Annotated in this window: 23 protein-coding genes and 1 pseudogene; 22 read left to right on the forward strand and 2 right to left on the reverse strand. The window is 42.2% G+C overall.

Translation table 11 applies throughout. The annotated features are described in order from the left end of the window. Positions 1-240: 240 nt before the first annotated feature. The 6 genes from G476_RS23785 to hemH all read left to right on the forward strand — a co-directional run bounded on the left by G476_RS23785 (position 241) and on the right by hemH (position 6,538). The gene (locus G476_RS23785) at positions 241-489 is read left to right on the forward strand and encodes a hypothetical protein (protein ID WP_169720872.1); all 249 of its coding nucleotides are present in this window, start codon (positions 241-243) and stop codon (positions 487-489) included. Continuing rightward, a complete protein-coding gene (locus tag G476_RS0104785) occupies positions 486-1,661 on the forward strand; it encodes a GerAB/ArcD/ProY family transporter (protein ID WP_026689077.1) in 1,176 nt (391 codons plus the stop codon). The genes G476_RS23785 and G476_RS0104785 overlap by 4 nt, the downstream gene beginning before the upstream one ends. Further along, complete coding sequence (locus G476_RS0104790; protein WP_026689078.1) at positions 1,654-2,826, forward strand: Ger(x)C family spore germination protein; 1,173 nt, start codon at positions 1,654-1,656, stop codon at positions 2,824-2,826. Before G476_RS0104785 ends, G476_RS0104790 begins: the two co-directional genes overlap by 8 nt. 40 nt (positions 2,827-2,866) lie before the next feature. Beyond that, on the forward strand, positions 2,867-4,405 hold the full coding sequence (locus tag G476_RS0104795; RefSeq protein WP_026689079.1) for a spore germination protein: 1,539 nt from the start codon (positions 2,867-2,869) through the stop codon (positions 4,403-4,405). A 136-nt stretch (positions 4,406-4,541) separates the two neighbouring features. Further along, the gene (gene hemE / locus G476_RS0104800) at positions 4,542-5,576 is read left to right on the forward strand and encodes a uroporphyrinogen decarboxylase (RefSeq protein WP_026689080.1); all 1,035 of its coding nucleotides are present in this window, start codon (positions 4,542-4,544) and stop codon (positions 5,574-5,576) included. Positions 5,577-5,599: 23 nt separating this feature from the next. After that, positions 5,600-6,538, forward strand: a complete 939-nt coding sequence (hemH, locus tag G476_RS0104805; RefSeq protein WP_026689081.1) for a ferrochelatase — start codon at positions 5,600-5,602, stop codon at positions 6,536-6,538. 358 nt (positions 6,539-6,896) lie between these two features. Here hemH and G476_RS0104810 read toward each other — a convergent pair whose 3' ends face one another. After that, on the reverse strand, positions 6,897-7,844 hold the full coding sequence (locus tag G476_RS0104810; protein ID WP_026689082.1) for an agmatinase family protein: 948 nt from the start codon (positions 7,842-7,844) through the stop codon (positions 6,897-6,899). A 286-nt stretch (positions 7,845-8,130) separates the two neighbouring features. Here G476_RS0104810 and G476_RS0104815 point away from each other — a divergent pair, with 286 nt between their 5' ends. The 15 genes and pseudogenes from G476_RS0104815 (at position 8,131) to yajC (ending at position 22,043) form a co-directional block, all read left to right on the forward strand. Beyond that, entirely contained in the window at positions 8,131-9,255 is a 1,125-nt protein-coding gene (locus G476_RS0104815) for a sensor histidine kinase (RefSeq protein ID WP_026689083.1), read from the forward strand. A gap of 111 nt (positions 9,256-9,366) precedes the next feature. After that, the gene (locus G476_RS21275; RefSeq protein WP_051314660.1) at positions 9,367-9,912 is read left to right on the forward strand and encodes a Spo0B C-terminal domain-containing protein; all 546 of its coding nucleotides are present in this window, start codon (positions 9,367-9,369) and stop codon (positions 9,910-9,912) included. Between the two features lie 30 nt (positions 9,913-9,942). After that, positions 9,943-11,226, forward strand: coding sequence for a GTPase ObgE (gene obgE, locus G476_RS0104825; protein ID WP_026689084.1), 1,284 nt, complete (start codon positions 9,943-9,945; stop codon positions 11,224-11,226). Between the two features lie 136 nt (positions 11,227-11,362). Beyond that, on the forward strand, positions 11,363-11,812 hold the full coding sequence (locus G476_RS0104830) for an ACT domain-containing protein (protein ID WP_026689085.1): 450 nt from the start codon (positions 11,363-11,365) through the stop codon (positions 11,810-11,812). 88 nt (positions 11,813-11,900) lie between these two features. After that, on the forward strand, positions 11,901-12,770 hold the full coding sequence (pheA, locus tag G476_RS0104835; protein WP_026689086.1) for a prephenate dehydratase: 870 nt from the start codon (positions 11,901-11,903) through the stop codon (positions 12,768-12,770). A gap of 274 nt (positions 12,771-13,044) precedes the next feature. Then, the gene (safA, locus tag G476_RS24005) at positions 13,045-14,463 is read left to right on the forward strand and encodes a SafA/ExsA family spore coat assembly protein (RefSeq protein ID WP_051314661.1); all 1,419 of its coding nucleotides are present in this window, start codon (positions 13,045-13,047) and stop codon (positions 14,461-14,463) included. A gap of 195 nt (positions 14,464-14,658) precedes the next feature. Continuing rightward, complete coding sequence (locus G476_RS0104845; RefSeq protein WP_026689087.1) at positions 14,659-15,531, forward strand: YhcN/YlaJ family sporulation lipoprotein; 873 nt, start codon at positions 14,659-14,661, stop codon at positions 15,529-15,531. Positions 15,532-15,631: 100 nt separating this feature from the next. Continuing rightward, positions 15,632-16,327: pseudogene (locus G476_RS21285) on the forward strand (YebC/PmpR family DNA-binding transcriptional regulator). A 105-nt stretch (positions 16,328-16,432) separates the two neighbouring features. Next, a complete protein-coding gene (locus tag G476_RS0104855) occupies positions 16,433-16,981 on the forward strand; it encodes a BofC C-terminal domain-containing protein (RefSeq protein WP_026689088.1) in 549 nt (182 codons plus the stop codon). A 144-nt stretch (positions 16,982-17,125) separates the two neighbouring features. Further along, the gene (ruvA, locus tag G476_RS0104860; RefSeq protein ID WP_026689089.1) at positions 17,126-17,743 is read left to right on the forward strand and encodes a Holliday junction branch migration protein RuvA; all 618 of its coding nucleotides are present in this window, start codon (positions 17,126-17,128) and stop codon (positions 17,741-17,743) included. Between the two features lie 225 nt (positions 17,744-17,968). After that, positions 17,969-18,970 carry a Holliday junction branch migration DNA helicase RuvB gene (gene ruvB, locus G476_RS0104865; protein WP_026689090.1) on the forward strand — a complete coding sequence of 334 codons (1,002 nt, stop codon included), beginning with the start codon at positions 17,969-17,971 and terminating at the stop codon, positions 18,968-18,970. Continuing rightward, positions 18,970-19,188: a DUF2905 domain-containing protein gene (locus G476_RS0104870; protein WP_026689091.1), complete on the forward strand. Its 219-nt coding sequence runs from the start codon at positions 18,970-18,972 to the stop codon at positions 19,186-19,188. The genes ruvB and G476_RS0104870 overlap by 1 nt, the downstream gene beginning before the upstream one ends. Positions 19,189-19,419: 231 nt before the next feature. Then, positions 19,420-20,448, forward strand: a complete 1,029-nt coding sequence (gene queA, locus G476_RS0104875) for a tRNA preQ1(34) S-adenosylmethionine ribosyltransferase-isomerase QueA (RefSeq protein ID WP_026689092.1) — start codon at positions 19,420-19,422, stop codon at positions 20,446-20,448. Positions 20,449-20,472: 24 nt separating this feature from the next. Beyond that, complete coding sequence (gene tgt / locus G476_RS0104880; RefSeq protein ID WP_026689093.1) at positions 20,473-21,612, forward strand: tRNA guanosine(34) transglycosylase Tgt; 1,140 nt, start codon at positions 20,473-20,475, stop codon at positions 21,610-21,612. 167 nt (positions 21,613-21,779) lie between these two features. Further along, positions 21,780-22,043 (forward strand): preprotein translocase subunit YajC, encoded by a 264-nt coding sequence (gene yajC / locus G476_RS0104885; RefSeq protein ID WP_026689094.1) that lies wholly within the window; start codon positions 21,780-21,782, stop codon positions 22,041-22,043. Between the two features lie 81 nt (positions 22,044-22,124). Here yajC and G476_RS0104890 read toward each other — a convergent pair whose 3' ends face one another. Next, the gene (locus G476_RS0104890; RefSeq protein ID WP_026689095.1) at positions 22,125-22,511 is read right to left on the reverse strand and encodes a TIGR04086 family membrane protein; all 387 of its coding nucleotides are present in this window, start codon (positions 22,509-22,511) and stop codon (positions 22,125-22,127) included. A 140-nt stretch (positions 22,512-22,651) separates the two neighbouring features. On the opposite strand from G476_RS0104890, the gene G476_RS0104895 reads away from it, so the two are divergent. Beyond that, positions 22,652-23,938: an ArsB/NhaD family transporter gene (locus tag G476_RS0104895; RefSeq protein ID WP_026689096.1), complete on the forward strand. Its 1,287-nt coding sequence runs from the start codon at positions 22,652-22,654 to the stop codon at positions 23,936-23,938. Positions 23,939-24,045: the final 107 nt, after the last annotated feature.

Here is a 24,045-nt window from a genome sequence, read left to right on the forward strand (position 1 = left end):
GCTTTTTGTTTTGTTGGGGAGAGGGGGCGCGTGTCGGAGGGGGGGATTTGTTCATCGACATTGAGATTTATCGATCGAGTTTGGTGGTTTGTTCATCGACTTTGGGATTTATCGATCACTTTTGAGATTTATCAATCACATTGCGTGATTCCTCCATCTCCTCTCGGACTCCCCCATCTCATCATTCCTTAAATCACCCACCTCTCTTTTTTCCTAGCAGCCTCATAAAAATTGGGTGGTGTGAGCAAAATAAGGAAAAATAACAATGGAATTGGAAAGGAAGAGAGCATGTGGCAGGAGCTGATTGATCGATTTTTAGGTTTTCTTCCTCAACGGGCTGCCCTATATTCAGGCATTCTTTATGCGGTCATCTGCTTTGTCGCCCTAAAAACGTCCGAGAAGATGACATCGTCCTACTCTTTACCATGGCAAAAAGAAGAGAACCGAAAAGCTCGAGAACAAATCAAGAAAGAGGGGGAAGGAAAATGAAAACACAATCATCGGATCATTACACCATGTCCCCCTTTGAGCTTTCTATCACTCATATTTCCTTTACGATTGGAGCGGGTATTTTAACTCTTCCACGAGCACTTGTCTCCTCCCTAGAGAGCTCTTTCGGGTGGGTTTCCATATTGTTTTGCGGACTTATAATGGCAATCTTCGTTAGTTTGATCGTAAAGCTGCAAAGAAGGTTGACGAAAGAAACGATCTTCGATTATTTTTCTAGATCACATCACTTAAAGTGGTTGGGGAAACTATTTTCTGTTTTGTTCTTTCTTTATTTTCTTGCCTTTTTTGCCATTGAAGGTCGCATCCTTGCCAACGTTGTTCACATTTACTTGCTTGACCAAACCCCTTCTGAAGTTATTTTCTTAATCATGCTTCTAGCAACGACGTATGCATGCAGTAAAGGGGTAGAAGGGATTGTTCATATCAGCCTCATCTATTTCCCTTTCGTACTTCTAGTGTTAGGGATCGTGGTTTTAATGAATGTAGGTAACCTGAATATAAACGAACTCAGACCCTTTGTGGCTACTGAGGTGATTCGTGCTTTCGATGCGAGAAACTTGATTTATTTTTTCTTAGGCTTTGAAATCTTTTTCTTTTGGCTCAAGTATGTGAACCCGATTGAACCCACAGGGAAAAAACAAAAAAAGCACAAACCATTAGTTACTTACTTGCTAGGCGTTGTAGGGATCGTAATTTTATATGCACTGGTCGTCGTGTTCTCATTCGGGGTACTTACGGTAGAGGCGACGAAGATTTTGCCTTTTCCAACGATTGAGCTCTCCAAAGAAGTGGAAGTGCTGGAAGGACTTATTGAGAGGCTTGAGCCTCTCGTGATTGTCATGTGGATCATGACAATATTTAATACAATGGCAATTCTTCAATTCATTGCATCTAATACGTTTCACGCGCAATGGTTCAAAAAAGGGAATGCCAATATCGTGGCATTTACTTTTGGACTTCTTTCTTTCTTCATAGCCTTTTCACCAGATTCCATTCCGGAATCGTTACAGATGTCCGACTGGATTGGCTATGGAGGATTTAGTGTAACGATCCTATTATTAATTGTTGGTTTTATTGTTGTAAAGAAGAGCAACAAGACGAAATCTGGCGCAGCGATCGAACAACAACCAGGGAGGGAGATGGATGGGTAAGAAACTCTTATTGTGTGGATTTGGCTTACTCTTGCTGACCGGTTGTTGGGATCGGGTTGAAATTGAAGAGAGGGGATTTGTCATTTCGGCAGCTGTTAGTAGCGCTGAAGATAACGGAGATTTCGAAAGAGGCAAGGACAAGTTGGCTGTTACTTTACAGATTGCGATTCCAAGTAAAATGGTGGGAGCGGGGGAAGAAGGTATCAAAAATCGACCGTTTTTTTTGATCAAAACGACGGAGCGAACAAATTTTGGCTCAAACCGGAATATCCCCTCCAGACGAAGTCGTTTGCTTAATTATGAGCATCTAAAAGTGGTCCTCTTAGATGATGACTTAGTCAAACAAGACATGCTCAAATATACGCTCGATTTTTATATTAGAGACCATGAAATGAGAAGGAACACGGAACTGTTTGTGGTTGAAGGTGATGCGGATAAAGTGTTGGAAGATGATCGTCCACCTGAACCCCTCACAGGTCTGGCCTTAGTGAGTACTGTTGAAAATGATGTGAGAGATTTGTCTATGATCGAAAAAGCGACGATCTCTGATGTGACAAACAAGTTGCTAGCTAATGTTGCCTTCGTTATCCCGCGAGTTATTGAACGGCAAGCTACTTCCTACAGAATTAGGGGAGGAGCGATTTTTAACGGAGCCGGGGAGTTTAAAGCTATGCTCACGGACGAAAAGGCCATTGGTTACAATCTCCTTTTAGGTGATATGAAAAATGCCATTGTTGAAACTAGTTTAGAGAACCAGGAGGACATCTTTGTTTTTGAGACTGGGAGGATGAGTTCAAGTATTGATGCATCCGTCAATGATCAGGGAACCCCCGTATTCGATGTGAAAATGAAGGCGGAAGGGGCGCTTGTAGAGAGTTGGATTGAAGATGTTGATTCCGTAACTCAAGAAGCATTCAGGGAAATGGAAACAGCAATTGAAGCCTACATGATTGAGCACACAGAAGCTTTTATTCGAGATATGCAAGATGAATTTCATCTTGATGTGACTGGATTGAGTGAAGAGCTTCGAGTGCAGAATCATGAACAATGGCGAAAGATGAAAGATGAGTGGGACGGAGAAGACGGTTTCTTTAAAGACGCAGAAATAACGATTTCTGCTGATGTAAGAATACGCCACTTTATGACAAAGGAACGTGTATTTTAAAAGATGAAGGTCGTTCACAACGGAAAAGGAGGTGTCCTCTGTGTTTAAAAAGCTGTTTAAAAAATTGAACGAAGACAACGTGAGAAGTTCGGATGAGTACGATATTGTGGTCTCTGATAACTTGGATGAAACAAAGAAGACGCTTGATAGCATTATTGGAGAAAGTGATGACGTCGTTGTTAAAGAATTCAAGATAGCCAAAAAACGGCGTGCAATTGTCTACACCATTGATGGCTTAACGAACATGTACAGCCTTGAACAAGGGGTCATTCGTCCTTTAATGAACTTCAATGATGATTTGCCGAAAGAAAAAGATGATAAACGCTTTATTGAGAAAGTGATGCAAGAAACGATTCTTTTTACAGAGGCGGAAACAGCCGATAATATTGATGATGCGATCCTCGGTTTTATGAGTGGGCAAGCGTTGCTTGCAGTAGATGGGGTAAGTACATTCTTTATCATTGACGCTCGAGAGTTTGAGCAGCGAGGATTGAACGAGCCTCCTAGTGAAGTTCTTGTGCGAGGTCCCCGTGACGGATTTAATGAAGTGCTTCATACTAATGTTATGCTCGTTAGGAGGCGTGTGCGGGACCCGAACTTCGTATGTCAATTTGGTCAGATTGGACGACGTTCCAAACGAGACTTTGCATTGATGTATATTAAAGGGATTGTAGACCCGAAACTTGTAGATGAAATGAGGTATCGGTTATCTTGTGTGGATACCGACGATACGGAGGAATCGGGCAACATCGAACAACTTGTAGAAGATAATGTTCTCTCCCCTTTTCCGCAAGTGTTGAGAACGGAAAGACCGGATAAAACCGTCAGTTCACTCATGAACGGTGGTGTGGCTGTGTCATTGGACGGCACCCCGTTTGCTCTTTTGGCACCAGTAACCCTGCAATTTTTGTTTAAGTCGCCGGAAGATAATTATGACAGATGGCAAATTGGAACGCTTGTGCGACTACTTCGCTATGTAGCAGCATTTATTGCTATGTTTTTACCGGCTATTTACATTGCCATGGTTTCTTACCACCCTGGAATGATCCCCACGCTCCTTGCTGTTTCAATCGCAGGTACTCGAGAAGGGGTGCCATTCCCTTCTTTTATTGAAGCCTTCGCCATGGAGTTTACGTTGGAGCTTTTGAGGGAAGCAGGAGTACGTCTACCGCAACCAATTGGTCAGACGATCGGAATTGTTGGTGGTCTTGTAATTGGAGATGCCGCCGTTCGAGCGGGAATCGTAAGTCCGATTATGATTATCGTAGTGGCATTAACGGCCATTTCGTCGTTTTCCCTTCCTTCGTATAATGTGAGTATTACGTTTCGGATGCTTCGTTTTGCGTTAATGATTTCAGCAGCAGGTTTTGGCTTGTATGGGATTGTCATCGGTTTTATATTTATGACCATTCATTTATCGAGCTTGAAAAGTTTTGGGAATTACTATATGAGTCCCTTTGCGCCAATCCGTATTCGCGATTGGGCTGATTTATTTTTCCGTAGTCCCCTTTCAGGGCAAAAGAAGCGACCGCAAGTACCAAATACGTTTGATGACACGAAAAGTAACTGGACAAAGTAGGTTTTCTATAGCGAATTTATGACAATTGCGCCCTTGAACTGTACTTTTTGTCAAACCATTAGTATATTTGTAACGACTGTGTTTTTAGAATTGTGCTAAATAGACGAAAGAGCTTACATAAGAGAGGTGCCCCCCTATGTTTAATGACCGTTTTTTAAAAGCCGCAAGAAGAGAAGAAGTAGACCAGGTCCCGGTATGGTATATGCGACAAGCAGGACGCTCCCAACCGGAATACCGAAAAATCAAGGAAAAGTATTCTTTGGAAGAAATCACTCAGCAACCTGAGCTATGTGCTTGGGTAACAAAGCTTCCTGTTGATCAGTACGACAACGATGCTGCCATTCTTTACAAAGACATCATGACCCCGCTTCCTGCTCTTGGTGTGGATGTGGAAATTAAAAAAGGTATTGGTCCGGTTATTTATAACCCGATTGAATCGATGGCCGATGTGGATCGTCTTGGTGAACTCGACGCCCCTCATCACGTGCCTTATGTATTGGAAACCATTAAGATTCTGCGCGAGCAACTCAATGTTCCTCTTATCGGGTTTAGTGGTGCTCCGTTCACACTCTCAAGCTATATGATTGAGGGAGGACCATCGAAGAATTATAATAAGACAAAAGCCATGATGTATAGTCAGCCAGAAGCATGGTTTAAATTAATGGACAAGCTTGGTGACATGGTGATTGCCTATGCAAAAGCGCAAGTAAATGCTGGTGCACAAGCAATCCAAGTGTTTGATTCATGGGTCGGTGCATTAAACGTAAACGACTATCGTATTTACGTTAAGCCTGTAATGGAACGTATTTTTACAGAGTTGAAAGAGACCAATGTGCCGCTTATTACTTTCGGAGTAGGGGCACGCCACTTGACGAAAGATTGGCATGATCTCCCTGTAGACGTAGTTGGGCTCGACTGGCGTTATCCGATTTCAGAAGCAAGAAAAGACGGAATTACGAAAACTGTACAAGGAAACTTGGACCCTGCGATTCTTCTTGCTCCATGGGACGAGATTGAAAAGAGAGCACGAGAAGTTCTTGATCAAGGTCTTGAGCAACCAGGCTTTATCTTTAACCTCGGCCATGGTGTGTTTCCTGAGATCAAACCGGAAACGCTGAAGAGATTAACCCGCTTTGCCCATGAGTATTCTCAAGATAAACTATCGAAATAAATTCGTGTATGGAGGCGTTGGCAGTGAAAGAAAAATACGGTTTACTCGTAATGGCATACGGAACTCCAAGGAGTTTAGATGAAGTAGAACCTTATTACACACATATCCGACGAGGAAGAAAGCCATCTGAAGAGGCACTTAACGATCTTGTAGGGCGTTATGAGGCAATCGGAGGCATTTCTCCTTTGGCTAAAATTACGGATGAACAAACAGAAAAGCTAGAAGCTGAGTTGAACAAACGATTCTCTGATTGTGAATTTAAAGCCTATCAAGGGCTTAAACATATTGATCCATTTATTGAAGATGCCGTACATCAAATGAAAGAAGACGGTATTGAAAAGGCGGTGAGTATTGTGCTCGCTCCCCACTATTCTACTTTTAGTGTGAAGTCTTACAATGGTCGTGCTAAAGAAGAGTCTGAGAAGATCGATGGACCTACCATTGCAAGTGTTGAAAGCTGGTACGATGAGCCTAAATTTATCGACTACTGGGTTAATCAAGTGAAAAAGACAATGGATGGGATGGGCGAAGAGAAGCGCGACAAGAGCGTCGTTATTTTCTCTGCACACAGCCTACCGGAAAAAATCTTGCAAAACGGAGATCCATACCCTGACCAATTGAAGGAAACAGCGAAGTTAATTGCGGACAAAGCAGGCATTAAAAATTATGAAATTGGTTGGCAGAGTGAAGGAAACACACCGGACCCTTGGATTGGTCCGGACGTGCAGGATCTCACACGTGACCTTTATGAAAAAGAAGGCTATGAAGCGTTCGTTTATTGCCCTGTTGGATTTGTAGCCGATCACTTAGAAGTTCTATATGATAACGACTACGAATGTAAAGTGGTTACAGATGAATTAGGGGTGTCTTATTATCGTCCGGAAATGCCGAATGCAAAACCTGAGTTTATCGACTGTTTGGCGACGGTAATTGAAGAGAAGTTAAAAGAAATAGATCGTTAAATGGAAAAGCTGTCTCTTAGGAGGCGGCTTTTTTGGTTGCGGATGGACCGTGGTGAGTTTCGTATGATCCAGTTATTTTATGGATGTCTTGGACCCTGTTGTGAATGATCCATTTATTATCATTTTGCTCCACTTATTATGAGGCTGCACCAGTTATTTGGGGTTGGTGCCAGTTAGGAGGAAAAGACATTTTCTCCTAACTAAACCAACTTCTTATACCACTCACGATAAACAAAAAAAGTACCGTACGCGATTCGCGTACGGCTCCTTACAGGGAGAGGAAATTATGAGAAAGTGGGGGAGTTATGTTAGTTATATACCCCTCTTATACAAGCCTAAACCTACTTTTAAAACTTTTTTATCTTTTTCTGTTAATCTCTCCGGCAAGAGCATATAGGATGACCCAAGAAGCAAAATGGGAGCTGAAATCGGTTTCGTCTTGCTGGGGATATACTTCTACGAAATCCATACCGCCGACGCCACGTTTACACACTTCATGAACGATCGTTAGAAGTTCATAAGACGTAAGGCCGTTCCCATCAGCTGGACCTCCCGGGTTAAAAGCGTGATCCAAAACATCGCTACAAATACTCAAGTATACAATATCCGTTTCATTGGCAGCGATATCGTACACCTCATTAGCAAATTTACGTAAATCTTTTGCTTCTCTTACATCATTTACAGTTAACGTTGTCGCGCCAACTTCTTTTGCTAATTTCCCGTTTTCCGCTTTATTCCGAGGACCGTGTATCCCAAGGTGAACAAGGCTTTCATTTCGTACACCTTCTGTTTCATACAATCGGTAAAAAGGTGACCCGCGACCATAAGGGTCGCCCACGGAATGTTCATTATTGTCATAATGAGCATCAAGATGAATGATGCCTACTTTTTTTCCTGTCGATTGGGTGAGTGCTTCGACGATAGGATAGGTGATCCCATGGTCTCCTCCTAGAGCAATTGGGAATGCTCCGGTTTCCCAGACTTTTTTAGCAAACTGATTGATTTTGTTTTTCGTATCTTCCGGTTCCGCAGGCGTTACAGCAATATCCCCCATGTCTCCAAGAGTCAAGTGTTCGAAAACATCAATATGGTCGAGCTCTGGGAGGTAACCACTGTACCTACCAGAAGATAGCCGCATGACTTTAGGGCCCAGCTCGCAGCCGGTATAATCTCCCCACGTAACAGCTCCTTCCCAAGGGACGCCATACACAATGGCATCAACGTCTTTTACGCGTTCGGGATTTTTAACAAGGTTTTCTGCTCCTAAAAAGCAAGGTGTGTTACCATAGATCATTTTCTCAGACATTAGAAAGGGCCTCCTTAAAATCAGGTTACTTATTAGATATAGCCTTTTTGTAAAGGTTAAAACCACACATTTTGAATATGTCATATTTACAAGTAAAATAACGTAGGATAACACTTCTATTATGTTTGTATTTCATTGGGATCATTCTTTATCAAATCGTGTCGTATATACGCGTAATGGGTCGAAAATTGAGGAAGGTCGTGTTGATTTGTCGGTAAATTCAGAGGGACAAGGGTAGTAATTTCCCTTATACTTAGTAAAGGTAAAAAAAATAAGGGGATTAGTCATGGACACAAAATGCAAAAATACAAATCAAATTGTCTCGCTGCTGGCTAATGAAAAGAGAAGTATTTTAAAGTCTGTGTTAGTAAAACTACCTTATTCCCGGCATGCCCAAAACGCCCGTGCACAAAACAAATTATCAGAACTTTTTGACACCATGACCGGATACTTGGACGGACGCTCGGACTTTGACTTAGCGGCTTATGGTCGAGATGTGGCAAATTTCCGATCGAATAAGGGAGTTAATTTCGAAGAATTCCTAAATTCAATTGATGAGATTAGACTCGTTGTGTCTGATTATATAAAGGACTTATCAATAGACAAAGAGGATCAAAGCAAATCATTGGTGCGTCTTAATGAATTTTTCTTGCATATGCAAAAACACATTTGTATTCACACAGCTCAGGTTTCTGATGAACAAATAAAGAAAAAAGATGAACTGCTGTTTTCGTTGGAAGAAGATCGACTGGAAATTTTAGACCGGATCTCTACGAGCTTTGCTCATGAGTTCAGAAACCCCCTTACTTCAATCAAGGGATTTGTTCAGCTATTGGAAAGAAGAATGCCTGAACATATGCAGGAGAAGACGTACATTGAATATATTCATAACGAAATTGAAGGATTAGAAGAGAATGTTAATCAATTTTTAATGCTATCAAATACAAAAAATCATCAAGACACTCATTCTGAGACCATTTGGTTTCATCACTTGTTGTTATCTGTAACAGAAGCGTTTCGACCAGTGTGCTCTGAAAACGATATCAGACTTACGCTTGAGATTTCCGATAATTTAATTACGAAGGGGTCGGAAGAGCAATTAAGGCTTGCTGTTATGAAAATCATCCATAATGCTGTCGATGCATTGATGTATGTTGAACATACACGCACGATTTTGATTCGAGCAGAACTTAACGAAGGACACAACAAAATATTTATTGAGAATAATGGACCTAAAATACCGGATTATTTGATGGAAACGATCTTTGACCCTTTTGTGAGTACGAAGGAATTGGGGAAGGGATTAGGCCTCAGTGTTTGCAAACAGATTATAGATAAACATAATGGTTCATTGAAATGTGTGTCTGAAAATGAAAAAACGACGTTTGAAATTTGTCTACCTTCAGAATGAAGCATAGGAAAGACGTGTTTTTTGAAAAGTCTTATGCTATGATTAAGTGTAGTCTTGAAAATGGTAAATGGGATACTGAATTGATTACGCTTCAGTAGGAGTGTTGTTTTTGTGACTAAAGATTGGGAACCGGTCGAGCTTTTAAGACACTATCGGCACGACTGGCTGAATCATTTGCAACTAATAAAAGGAAATCTGGCTTTAGGAAAAACTGAGCGGGTAGAGGTTTTACTCGATGAAATTATCCAACAAGCCAAGAATGAAAGCAAGTTATCAAATATTAATGGAAACCTCCTGGCAGAGCGATTGCTCACGTATAACTGGGAGGCACATAATTTTCGCTTGAGTTTTGAAGTGATTACAGAACCACATGAGCTTCATACGAGAGAGAAACAGATCCTCATGGTTACTGAACGTTTATTAGAGTGGTTTGACCGCCATTGCTATTATGGTGCGGACAACCACCTTCTTTTTGTTTTAAACGAATCAAGAGGGCATCCTGTAATTGAGTTTGATTTTCAGGGTAAACTGATGATTGAGTCTGTTTCTTTAAACGATCTAGAAAGTACCATCGTTTCAACGGGACAAGTGGAAATTCAAGAAGTGTCTATGGGACAGGAAGAATGTTTCGTTAGACTCCATTTTATAAATGATTAGCGGCTTCGAATAATTTAGAGGTGAATCAGAATGTTTGTAGATAAGGTTAATATTTTTGTTAAAGCAGGAGATGGCGGGAACGGTATTGTTGCATACCGCCGTGAAAAGTATATCCCGGATGGTGGTCCGGCAGGTGGTGACGGTGGGCGTGGTGCTGACGTGACGTTCGTTGTTGATGAAGGCCTTCGTACACTGATGGATTTTCGTTATCAACGCCATTTCAAAGCTGAGCGCGGGGAGAATGGACGCCCGAAAAACCAGCATGGTCGCGGTGGGAAAGAAATGATCGTACGTGTACCACCAGGAACAACAGTCATTGACGAAGACACTGGGAAAGTCTTAGCTGACCTTACAGAAGAAGGGCAAACCCATGTTGTTGTAAAAGGTGGACGCGGTGGTCGTGGAAACTCCAGGTTTGCTACACCTGCAAATCCAGCACCGGAACACGCGGAAAATGGACAGCCGGGTCAAGAGAAAAACCTTACGCTTGAATTGAAGGTTCTTGCTGATGCTGGTCTTGTCGGCTTTCCAAGTGTCGGTAAAAGTACGCTATTAAGCGTTGTATCAGCCGCTAAACCAAAGATTGCCGATTATCACTTTACAACACTCGCTCCGAACTTAGGTGTTGTTGAGACTGACGATTCTAGAAGTTTCGTTATGGCTGACCTTCCAGGCCTTATTGAAGGTGCCCATTCTGGAGTGGGTCTAGGACATCAATTCCTACGTCATATTGAACGAACAAGAGTTATCGTTCACGTTATCGACATGTCCGGTCTCGAAGGGCGAGATCCGTATGAAGACTATGTGACAATAAACGAAGAGCTAAAACAATACAAGATGCGTTTGACAGAGCGTCCTCAAATCGTTGTAGCGAATAAAATGGATATTCCGGAATCAGTTGAGAATCTAGCTGCCTTCCGTGAACAAGTAGGCGAAGATGTACAGATCTTCCCAATCTCGGCTGTTACGAAAAAAGGACTTAGAGACCTTCTGCATGCCATTGTGGATAAGATTGAAACAACAGGCGAGTTCCCTCTATATGATGAGGAAGAGCAAGAACAACGCGTTCTTTATAAGTACGAGAAGCAAGAAGCGCCATTCAAGATTACGCGAGATGATGATGGAGCGTATATTGTTGAAGGTGCTGATATTGAAATGGCATTTAAGATGACCGACTTTAATCGTTATGATTCGGTCCGCCGATTCTCTCGTAAAATGCGTCAGATGGGTATTGATGATGCATTAAGGGAAAAAGGTGCCGAAAACGGTGATACTGTTCGAATCCTTCGATACGAATTCGAATTTGTTGAATAAATACATTAGAGGGCTGCTATTTGGCAGTCCCTTTTGTGTATTGTAATATGTAGTTGATCTTCAGATATTGACACTGGTAAAATAACGTAATTATATAGAACAATTCCCTCGTTTATATGAAAAGGTGGTGACATTGATGAAAAGAAAAACCGAGAATTTTTATTTGGTTAGAGAAGACATGCTCTCAGAAGCAATGCTGAAAACCGTCGAAGCGAAAAAGCTGATCGAGAGTGGAAAAGTGGCAAATGTAAGTGAAGCTGCCGAAGTTTTGGATATGAGCAGAAGTGCTTTCTATAAATACAAAGACGGTATTTTCCCTTTTCACACAATGGTAAAAGAGAAAATCGTTACTCTTTCCATCCACTTGGAAGACCGATCAGGGGCACTCTCCAAACTACTTGCTATCATTGCAGAGGAAAAGGGCAATGTTTTAACGATAAATCAGACAATCCCCCTTCAAGGACGAGCGAACTTAACCGTCTCAATCGAAACAGCTTCCATGACCTCAAATATCAACCGCTTAGTTTATCGGATTGAAACGCTTGAATACATTGAGAGAGTGGAAGTCATTGGTTCCGGGACATAGTGGCAATAACGTCAGAAATCTGTTTCACTTGTCGGACATTAGATAACAAAGTACTGAAATGAATGGAAAGCAAAAGGTGGCATTGAAAATGACAAGAAAACTGGGTTACCTGGGGCCAGAGGGCTCATTTTCACACGTGGCATGCGAAACACTCTATCCGGGAGCAGTCCATATCCCATTTCCGACAATACCGGATACGATTGATGCTGCTAAAGAAAACCATATTGATATTGCGGTTGTTCCTCTGGAGAATACCATTGAGGGATCGGTCAATATTACATTGGATTACATTTTGCATTATCAAAGATTGGATATGATTAAGGAACTCACCTTACCAATCGATCAACATCTGATGGTACACAAGAAATATAAAGAGAGCTGGAAGGATGAAATTACAAACGTATTCTCCCACCCCCATGCGGTGGCACAATGTCATCTGTTTGTAAGAAATCACTTGCCTACAGCAAAGGTAGAACATATTAGTTCCACTGCAGCGGCGGCCAAACTTGTTCGAGACCACCCGGATGAACCTATGGCGGCGATTGCTAATGAAGGTGCGGCTTCTATTTATGGATTAGAAATTGTAGGCAGGAAAATCAACGATTATCAAAACAACCACACACGATTTGTAGCTTTATCAAATGAAAAAGCCACAAAGGAAGTAACGAGTTCTTGTCATGAAACCGGCGTAAAGACGACACTTATGGTCACTTTACCCGAAGACCATTCTGGAGCTCTTCATCAAGTATTGTCCGCGTTTTCTTGGAGAAAACTTAATCTTACTAAAATTGAATCTCGGCCGATGAAAACCGGGATCGGAAATTATTTCTTTATTATAGATGTTGAAAACGAGCTCGATGATGTACTTGTTCCAGGTGCAATCAAAGAAATTGAAGCTCTTGGGTGTAAGGTATCCGTCTTGGGTAGCTATACATGTTACTTAAAGATCACAAAATAATATGGTTTGCCATGAATATAAGAGGATGCTCCGTTTGGGCGTCCTTTTTTCTATTTCATGACACTCTTTTGTTGTGCGCGTAAATGCGCTTCAGTTGAGTTGAACTTATTTTTTCATGGGGAGAAAAATGGCACTTTTGTTCTTCTTGTTATACATCTTGTTTTTTTATCATAAATTGTGATGAAAGGAACTGTACGGTTGTGACGGGATAAAGTGACCATTCGCCCATCCTTGCATAGGATGTAAAGAAAACGTTTGGGAGGGATCACGGAAAGTGAAAATACACATTGTTCAAAAAGGTGATACACTCTGGAAGCTATCGCAAAAGTACGGTGTAAACTTCGAAGAGTTAAAAGCTGCAAATAGTCACTTATCCAATCCGGATTTAATTATGCCGGGAATGAAAATTAAGGTGCCGTCTAATGGTGTTCAAGCCAAAGTCGCCGGTGCCGCAAAGGAACAACCTGTTGCCGCTGCAAAAGAAGCACCGATAGCCAAGGAAGCGCCTGTAGTAAAAGAGGCACCAAAGCCAAAGGAAGAACCTGTTGCACCTCAAGTAAAGCCGCCTTCAATCAAAGAAGAAAAGGAAGCTCCTGTAGCGAAAGCAGCACCGCCGCCACAGCCTTCTTATAAGCTACAACAGAAGATGAATTTTAATTTCTACAAACAAAAACCGGAACCTAAAAAAGAATTTCCGAAAGCTGCCGCTCCACCTAAAATGCCAAAACCTAAAGAGGAGCCAAAAAAAGTAGCTCCTGCTGCCAAGGAAGAGCCTAAGAAAGCTCCTCCAAAACAGCAGCCAAAGCAACAACCTAAAATGCAACCAAAGCAGCAACCTAAAATGCAACCGAAGCAACAGCCGAAACAACAGCCAAAGCAACAACCTCAAGTAGCTGCGCAACAAGCGCCTAAAACAATGAAAGGCGATCAGGCTCAAAAAGCAAGCCCGAATCAAATGATGCCAGGGCAAGTAATGGGAGCTCAAATGCAGCCGAATCAAATGATGCCAGGGCAAGTAATGGGAGCTCAAATGCAGCCGAATCAAATGATGCCAGGGCAAGTTATGGGAGCTCAGATGCAGCCGAATCAAATGATGCCAGGGCAAGTGATGGGGGCTCAGATGCAACCAAACCAAATGATGCCTCAGCAAGTCATGGGAATGGAGATGCAACCAAATCAAATGATTCCGCAAGTGATGGGGCAGCAGATGATGCCACAAGTGATGGGTCAACAAATGATGCCTCACCATCATTGTTATCCATATCCGATCAGTCCCGTCATGCCAGGATGTGCGTGTCAAGGTGGGATGATGCCACAAGTGATGGGAGCGCAGATGCAACCAAATCAAATGATGCCAAATATGATGATGCCAAACCAAATGATGCCGCAAGTGATGGGCCAGCAAATGATGCCAAATATGATGATGCATGAAAACATGATGATGAATCACGACGACCTTATGAATGATGATGATTTTGAGATGAATGAAGCTGACCTATCTGGTTTATACCAACCAGGAGATATGGCACATATGTATGGGGATCTGACTGAGCAACAGTTTCAACCCCAACAGATGCAATCGTTTATGCAGAATCCGTACGGGTATGTTGCCCATAGTGGAATGAATGGTTACCAAATGCGCCAACCATTGTATTATCAAGGATGGAACCAAGCACAAGAAAACGAAGATTAATCGACGATTAAAAAGGTACTCATTGAGCTCATTAACATGCTCTATGGGTTCCTTTTTTTATGTTCAAAAACAGGTGTTTATTCATCCTTTTAATGACATCTAATTTGTTCAAGGTAATGGCGCGGTTTCCTTTAACTAACAGAATCAATTCTCCTCAACCACCACATCCTATATGGTGAAAGGAGGGTTACAAATATGAAGAAATGGTTTATGAGCTTAACGGCGGCTGTAATGCTTGTTGTAGGTCTTACAGGTTGTGGTGGTGATATGAACGAAGAAGGTGACCAGGAGGGCTTTTTCACACGGGGGTACAATAACCGTACTACCGGACAAGACGCTGGTTATATGAATCGTCGTCAAGGTATGACTGGAAGCTACTACGGTCAGAACTATGGTTATAAAAACTATGGGATGAATCGTGGGCGTGAAACAGAGCGCTATGGCAACAGAGCAGCTAATTACGGAAATCCGATGACTGGGTACAAAACTCGTGCAAGAGGAACGGATGGGCGTAATACAGGTTTTCTTGGCATGAACCGTCGCGGTGGTATGCAGGGGCAAGGTCGAGGAATTGTTGGTAATGACCGTGCTGGATACGTTGATAACAATGGAGTCCTAAATCGATTCCAAGCTCGAGGTAACCGTTTGGGTGGTTATGATAATCACCAACGTTTCTCAACTAAGAACCAAAGAGGTCTTGGGAACCGTTACTCTGGGTACTATGATGGAGAAGAAGGACACAAAGCCCGTCGTATTGCCAATCGTGTAGAAGATATGGACAATGTAGATGATTGCCGAGTTATTGTTAACGGTAATGATGTTGTTGTCGGTCTTGACACACACGGCGACAGCCAACGTACTGAGCAAAAAGTTCGCAAGCTGGTTTCAAACATGGACGATGATTTCGATGTTTACGTTGTAACAGATCGTGAACAGCTTGATCAAGTCCGTACAATGGACGATCGCCTTCGTGCGGGAGAGCCATTTGAAGAAGTGGGCGCTACGTTTAATGACATGGTTCAAGATCTTGGAAGAGCCATTCAACGACCGTTCCAACGTTCACGATAATATGGATGGAGGCAGATTGCTTTTTGCAATTTGCCTCTTTTATTTTTTCTTTTTACGATCTCCTTTATAATTTAGGTAAATATTTTTAGGGGGGAGAATAATGGCCGGTCATTCAAAGTGGTCGAACATCAAGCATCGCAAAGGTAGACAGGATGCGAAGCGAGGAAAAATCTTTACCAAAATTTCAAAAGAAATATTTACGGCAGTGCGTAACGGTGGAGAGGACCCTGCCACTAATGATGCCTTAAAGTCTGCATTAGCCAATGCGAAAGCGGCAAATGTGCCAAATGAGAACATAGAAAGAACGATAAAGAAAGCGACAGGAAATGTAGATGGGGTTACATATGATCAAATCACGTATGAGGGTTATGGGCCAAACGGTGTAGCCATATATGTAGAAGGGCCAGCAGAAGTACGACTTGCCTTTAACAAAAATGGAGGCAACCTAGGGGAAAGTGGTTGCGTAGCGTTTCTGTTTGAAAGAAAAGGTTATCTTGTCGTTGAAACCGATAACAATGAAGATGTTACTTTGATTGCGATCGATAGTGGAGCGGAAGATGTGATTGAGCATAAAGGACACGTGGAAGTGGTAACAGATGTGGAAGCCTAATCAAAAGTGATCGAAGCACTCGAAAGAGAAGGAGTTGCGATTGAAGAGTCTGAACTTGCCATGATTCCTAACATGAAGACGGCTTTAACCGGAGAGAAGGCACAAGAAGTGTTGCAACTTATTGAAGCACTTGAAGATAGTGATGACGTCCAAAGTGTCTATCACAATATGGAATTACAAGAGTAAAGCGGATAAAAGGTTCCACCCTTGGAAACACTAAGTGTAGCTACGGGGTGGGCTTTTTTGTGCCCATTGTAGTTTTCACTTAATTTGTCTATTTAGGAGGCTTCTATGCTTAAAACACTGAATTTACATAATACCAAAATGATCTTAGCCTTGGTTGTAGGTCTATTCTTCCTTGGTCTGTTCACGCACCAACCCACCACAGAAGCAAAAGAAGTTCAAGAAGGTGGTGCGTATGAGGTAACTGGTCCTTTGACGATGGAAGTTATTTTACAACGGGAATATCTTGATGGGGAGGTCAGTGAGGAAACGGTAGAAGAGGTTATTTGGTCAATGGAAGATTTCTGGGCATTTTATAGCAACTGGCAGCTTGTTGGCCAATCTTCTGATAAGGTCGTTTTTAAACAAGATGTGAATGACATTTCCCCCCTATTAAAACTAAACGGCTACTTCGGGTTGTCAGAAGAAGGGACATTGAGTATCTTTAACGGCAAGCCTGAGGAAAATGACGTGATTCAATCCTTTTTTCAAATAAACACAGATCGATTAAAAAGCCAGTCAGAAACCGAATTAAGAAATGGGATTCCGGTCTCTTCCAAAGACCAATACTTGGATGTCATCCAAATGTATGAAAAGTACGCGAAGAAGGGCCTATAAAAGAACGTTCCCTTCATAAAAATATATTGAGTGTGACATTAGCGGTTTAAACAGTGCCCACCAAAGTGGGTACTGTTTTTTTAGTCCCTCTTTGTTCGTATGTATGCTAAAATAAGTATATATGTTCGCATGGGGAGAGATATCGTGATTGAATTTATTAATGGAAAAGTAAGCTATATTGATACAGAATACATTGTTATTGATGTAAATGGGATCGGTTATCTCGTTTATTGTGCAAACCCGTTTAGCTTTCAAAAAAATGAGGGTGAATCGATTACCATATATACATACCAGCATGTTCGAGAAGATGCCCTAAAGCTGTTTGGCTTTCATAATCGGGATGAAAGAAGACTTTTTGAAAAGCTTCTGCAAGTGTCAGGTATCGGTCCGAAAGGGGCTCTTGCCATCCTTGCATCAGGAGCTCCGGAGCGCGTTGTTCAAGCCATTGAAGAGGAAGATGAAAAATTCTTGGTCAAGTTCCCGGGTGTGGGTAAAAAGACCGCCCGTCAGATTATTCTTGACCTTAAAGGAAAACTTCCTGAGTGGATGCCGTCATTACTTGATCATGATGGTCAACCTGTGGATGAAGCTGGCCATAAACGTTTTGCAGGAAACAAAGAGTTGGATGAAGCGATGGAAGCTCTAAAAGCACTAGGTTATGTAGACAAAGAGATCAACAGAGCTTTACCTGTACTCAAAGAAAAAGACATGACAACGGACGGTTACATTAAAGAAGCGTTGAAGTTAATGCTCAAAGTCTAGCTCCTGTGCGCACGAGGAGTAGGCGCTGAAAAAGTTCGGACTTTAACCTTTTCAATGCCTTCGAAGCAATGACCGTAACGGTTGCATTTTTAAAAGCCTGATATGAGTGGTTTTCTCGCAACAGATGCGCAATCGAGTGGAGCCATTGCCATTCAAATAAAGGCACTGAAAAAGGCGAGTGTGCTTTTTCAGTGGCCTCCACGAGAGGGATCGGAGGAAATGTGTATGGAAGACAGAATTGTGAGTGGAGAGACGCAGAGAGAGGAAGAATGGGCAGAGCTATCCTTGAGGCCTCAGCGGCTTTCCCAATATATTGGACAACAAACCGTTAAAGAAAACTTAACCGTGTTCATTGAAGCTGCAAAAATGAGAGAAGAATCTCTCGACCACGTGTTGTTGTATGGACCTCCTGGATTGGGTAAAACGACACTGGCTACGATAATCTCCCATGAGATGGGCGTGAATATCCGTACGACGTCAGGGCCTGCAATTGAACGACCGGGGGATTTAGCGGCGATCTTAACTGCACTTGAGCCAGGTGACGTATTATTCATTGACGAGATTCACCGTTTGAATCGAGCAGTAGAAGAAGTGCTATACCCGGCAATGGAGGACTTTTGCTTAGATATTGTGATTGGTAAAGGTCCTTCCGCCAGGTCGGTTAGACTTGATTTACCGCCGTTTACTCTTGTTGGAGCAACGACTCGAGCGGGGATGCTATCAGCTCCATTACGGGACCGCTTTGGCGTAGTGAGTCGACTGGAGTTTTACACTCATGATGAGTTGACCGAAATTGTCACGAGAACAGCTGATGTGATGAATGCGTCGATCGATAAAAAGGCAAGCAAAGAGATCGCCAGGCGTTCGAGGGGAACACCGAGAATAGCGAACAGGTTGTTAAGACGTGTTCGGGATTTCGCTCAAGTACGTTCTGACGGGAGTATCAACGACAAAATTACAAATGAAGCGTTGGAATTGTTGCAAGTTGATAAAGAAGGACTGGACCATATTGATCACAAGTTATTGTTGGGAATGATCGAGAAATTTAAGGGTGGTCCTGTTGGTCTAGATACAATTGCAGCTACCATTGGTGAAGAATCTCACACCATTGAAGATGTGTACGAACCTTATTTATTACAAATTGGGTTTTTACAACGAACGCCAAGGGGCAGAATGGTAACGTACAAGGTATATGATCATTTTAACCTGGAGGTGCCAGACGTTTGATTAGCAGTATCCCAAAGTTACTGATTACATTAGGAGTTGTTCTAATCATTGTTGGACTGATATGGCAAGTGGGTGGAAGGTTTATCAACCTGGGAAAGTTGCCTGGAGATATTCTGTTCACAAGAGGTAATACGACCGTCTACTTTCCAATTGTTACATCAATTGTGATCAGTATTGTTTTGTCATTACTCTTTTACTTTATCGGTAGAATGAGATAAAAGTCGGACTCGGTCATGCCGGGTTCTTTCTTTATGTATCGCTATTCAGTCTCAGGGAATTCGACGCTATCCATGGCGCGAAGGGTCGTCCCAGCTACAAGAGTTTCAGGCCTCACTTTTTACTTTATCGATGAAGACAGCTTTTTGAAAAGAAAGTGGCGGTTTAGTCTCGTTTTTACTATACTAAGTAGGCACATATTTTTTTGGTAAAGAAAGAAGAGGTACGAAGTTATGGATGTTTCACAATTTGATTTTGAACTTCCTGAACGTTTAATCGCACAAACACCACTAAAAGATAGAACGGAATCACGTCTTCTTGTGATGGAAAAAGAAAGTGGTTCGATTGAACATCGGAATTTTACAGATATGTTAGGTTATTTGAAGCAAGGAGATGCCCTCGTAATCAATAACACTCGTGTCATTCCTGCTAGGTTGCTTGGGATTAAAGAAGAGACTGGGGCAAAGATTGAAGTCCTCCTTTTAACTGAAAATGGTGAACACACGTGGGAAGCCCTCGTAAAACCAGCTAAGCGCCTAAAAGTTGGAACGAAAGTAAGTTTTGGAGACGGGAAGCTTGTGGGCACTTGTGTAAAGGAGCTTTCGGAAGGACGAAGGGAAATTCGCTTTTCATTTGAAGGCATTTTCCATGAAATCTTGGACGAGCTTGGCCAAATGCCTTTGCCTCCATATATTCAAACCCAACTTGATGAAAAAGAGCGTTACCAAACCGTTTACGCAAAGCATCGTGGTTCGGCGGCTGCTCCTACTGCAGGTCTTCATTTTACTGAAGAATTACTCAAGCAGGCAAAGGAAAAAGGAGTGAAGATTGTGAACATCACTCTTCACGTAGGTTTGGGAACGTTTCGACCTGTTTCTGTAGATGACGTGGAATCCCACAAGATGCACGCCGAGTTTTATCAAATGGATGAAGATGCTGCCAGGACCTTAACAGATGTGAAAGAAGAAGGGGGGCGTATCATCGCTGTAGGTACGACATCAGCTAGAACCCTTGAAACGATCACCCGTGATCATGATGGTACGTTTGTAGCGTGTTCCGGCTGGACGGATATCTTTATTTACCCCGGCTTTACGTTTAGAGCACTCGATGGCCTACTTACGAATTTTCACCTCCCGAAGTCGACATTGGTCATGCTCGTAAGTGCGTTTGCTGGTCGTGAGTACATTATGAATGCGTATAACGAAGCCGTACAAGAAGAGTATCGTTTCTTCAGCTTTGGCGATGCGATGCTTTTGATTTAAGGAAAACGTAAGGAAGTGAATGAAATGCCACCAATCACATACGAACATATTAAAACATGTAAACAATCAGGAGCGAGACTGGGGCGTGTTCACACTCCCCATGGTTCATTTGAAACACCGGTATTTATGCCTGTAGGAACCCTTGCTACTGTTAAAACAATGAGCCCCGACGAGTTAAAAGAGCTCGGAGCCGAAATTATTCTTAGTAACACCTACCACCTATGGCTTCGCCCAGGTCATGAGATCGTGAAAGAAGCAGGTGGGCTTCACAAATTTATGAATTGGGATAAGCCAATTTTGACCGACTCTGGTGGCTTCCAAGTGTTCAGTTTAAGTGATATGCGCAAGATTACGGAAGAAGGAGTAGAATTTCGTAATCATTTAAGCGGTGAGAAGATGTTCTTATCACCTGAAGGGGCAATGGAGATTCAAAACGCATTAGGTCCCGATATTATGATGGCATTTGATGAGTGTCCCCCATACCCAGCTGAACACGACTATATGAAAGCCTCGGTGGAACGAACATCGCGCTGGGCAGAGCGTTGCCTAAAAGCACACAAACGTCCTGAAGACCAAGGTCTATTCGGGATCGTTCAAGGTGGAGAGTATGAAGATTTGAGGCGTCAAAGCGCAGAAGACCTTGTATCTCTCGACTTCCCTGGGTATGCCATTGGAGGCCTTAGCGTGGGGGAGCCGAAAGACGTGATGAATCGTGCTCTTGAATTTACGACTCCTCTCTTACCACAGGACAAGCCTCGATATTTAATGGGCGTAGGTTCTCCGGACTCATTAATTGATGGTGCCATCCGAGGTGTGGACATGTTCGACTGCGTATTGCCCACGAGAATTGCAAGAAATGGAACACTTATGACAAGTGAAGGTCGTCTCGTTGTAAGGAATGCTAAGTTTGCCCGTGACTTTAGACCACTTGATGAAAAGTGTGAATGTCACGTATGTAAAAACTATTCAAGAGCTTATATTCGTCATTTGATTAAAGCGAATGAAACGTTTGGATTCAGGCTTACAAGCTATCACAATTTGTACTTCTTGGTGAATTTAATGGAAAATGTGAGACAAGCAATTAGGGAAGACCGCCTTCTTGATTTTAGGGAAGAGTTTTTTGAAAGCTATGGTTTTAATAAGAAAGACGCTAAAAACTTCTAGAAAACTAGGTCCTTTTTCAACATTTTTGAGTGTTTTCCATGTTTTCATTGATTTTGGTACCTAAACTTGTCTACAATAGTACGGGAGAGTCAACACTAGATAATAAAGTCAACTCTGATGTACGCATGAATACAGACGACCCGATGAGTTGAAAGGGGTGAAAATAAATGGAAATGTTAAGCGCTATTGTACCATTACTACTAATGTTCGCGATCTTTTATTTTCTTTTGATCCGTCCACAGCAAAAACGCCAGAAGAAGATTCAGCAAATGCACTCTTCCCTTCAAAAAGGTGACAAGATCATCACAATCGGCGGAATGCACGGAACGATTGATGCACTTGATGAAGACCGCATTATCGTCGCTGTTGATAATGGAAGTAAACTTACATTCGACCGTCAAGCGGTTCGTGATGTAACTAACAGAGACTAATACAGTAAAAAACCAGCTTCTCATTGAATGAGGGCTGGTTTCTTTATTTTGACAAAGGATAGGATTGTTATAAAGTTTGTGTTAATCTTCCCGTGAACCTCTGACTAGGTTGACCCCAACAATCCCTCCTAACATACTCGCTACTGTGTAGCCCGCGTGCATTAAGGATTGCTGCAAATCAAACATTTGATTGTAGCCAAGGAATTGAACTAGGAAAATGATAAGGGAATAAAGAATCGCCGTTGTAGCCCCTACAAGCCAACCTTTTCGTTTTGCTTTTCCCCCTGCGATAAAACCCCCGATGAAGACAGCGATAAATGAAAAAATGACAAGGAACCATGCTACCGAACTTTCCTCTAATGAACTGAACCGTAAAAAAAGAGAAACGACAAAACTTGAAGCTAATACAAGAATTAATATGGCCAAGATCCCATACAAAGCACTTGAAAATAACTGGCGCTGTGCCATCTATTCCAACCTCCTCTTTCATTCACGTTTATTTCATTCTATTCGTCTTGTACAAAAATAGACGAGCAATTTTTGAGTTGAAACATGATTGTCCACTTGCGCTCATAGAATGAACGGAGAAGAGGAAGGGGCTGTCTGGAATGGATCTTATACTCACGTTTGTGATCTTTGTGATTAGCTACGTGTTTATTATTAGTGAAAAATATAACCGGGCACTCGTGGCATGCTTAGGTGGCGTTGCCATGCTTTTTGCAGGTGTGCTCGATTTAAATACCGCATTTATTGAACATATTGATTGGCACACGATTGTATTATTGCTCTCCATGATGATCCTGGTGTCAATCACAAGTCAAAGTGGCTTATTTGAATGTATAGCCATAAGTCTTGCTCGTTTGGTTAAAGGGCGACCGCTACCGCTTCTTATGGTGGTTTCCACCTTAACAGCTGTAGGCTCTGCTTTTTTAAACAATGTGACAACTGTTTTGTTGATCGTACCTATTGTATTTACCTTAACGAAGCTCTTAAAGATATCGGCTATTCCCTATTTGCTTGCAACCATTCTTGCGTCAAATATTGGTGGTACGGCAACACTCATTGGAGATCCTCCAAACTTAATGATTGGTCAAGCGGTAGAACACCTCACGTTCAATGCCTTCCTGATCCACTTAGGTCCTGTTGTTCTTTTTATATTTCTTGTGATTATGGCATGGGTGACATTTTTGTATAGAGGCCAGCTTCATGTTTCACTGGAAGATCGTAACGCACTTATGGAGCTTCGACCAGCTGCTTTCTTAAAACACAAGCGGCTATTGGTCAAATCTTTACTCGTTTTATCCATAACCACACTCGGTTTCTTACTTCAACCCCTTTTAAGTGTGGAGTTAACAAGTGTAGCGATGGCAGGAGCCCTATTGCTTATGTTTTTAACACACGATGAACAACACGCCGAAGAAGTCTTTCGCTCCATCGAATGGGTAACGTTGTTTTTCTTTGTTGGATTGTTCATGCTCGTTGGAGGCTTAAAAGAAGTTGGTATAATCGATCAAATTGCAAGCTCAATTATTCATTACACGGAAGGTGACATCCCGAAGACAGCGATGTTGATTTTATGGGTCTCAGGGTTTTTGTCGGGTTTTGTGGACAATATTCCTTTCGTTGCTGCTATGATTCCAGTCATCCTTGAGTTCCAGGATTATGGAATGACAAACCTTGATCCTCTATGGTGGGCGCTGGCTTTAGGTGCTTGTCTTGGAGGGAACGGGACACTCATTGGCGCTAGTTCAAATGTGATAGTGGCAGGGATGGCTGTTAAAGCGAAGCAACCCTTTACGTACATGGACTTCTTGAAAATAGGAGGCCCAGCAGCCATTGTATCCTTTATTATTTCAAGCTTTTATATTTATTTCAGATACCTCATTCACATGTAGTGACCGCGATTTGCGGTCTTTTTTTTTTATTTTGATAAATTCTCCCGTAACTGTTACCAACTATTTCAATGCACACTATCCAACGCTTGGGTGACACTAAAGCTAAA

Source organism: Alteribacter aurantiacus DSM 18675 (genome assembly GCF_000429705.1).
GTDB classification, from domain to species: Bacteria; Bacillota; Bacilli; order Bacillales; family Salisediminibacteriaceae; genus Alteribacter; species Alteribacter aurantiacus.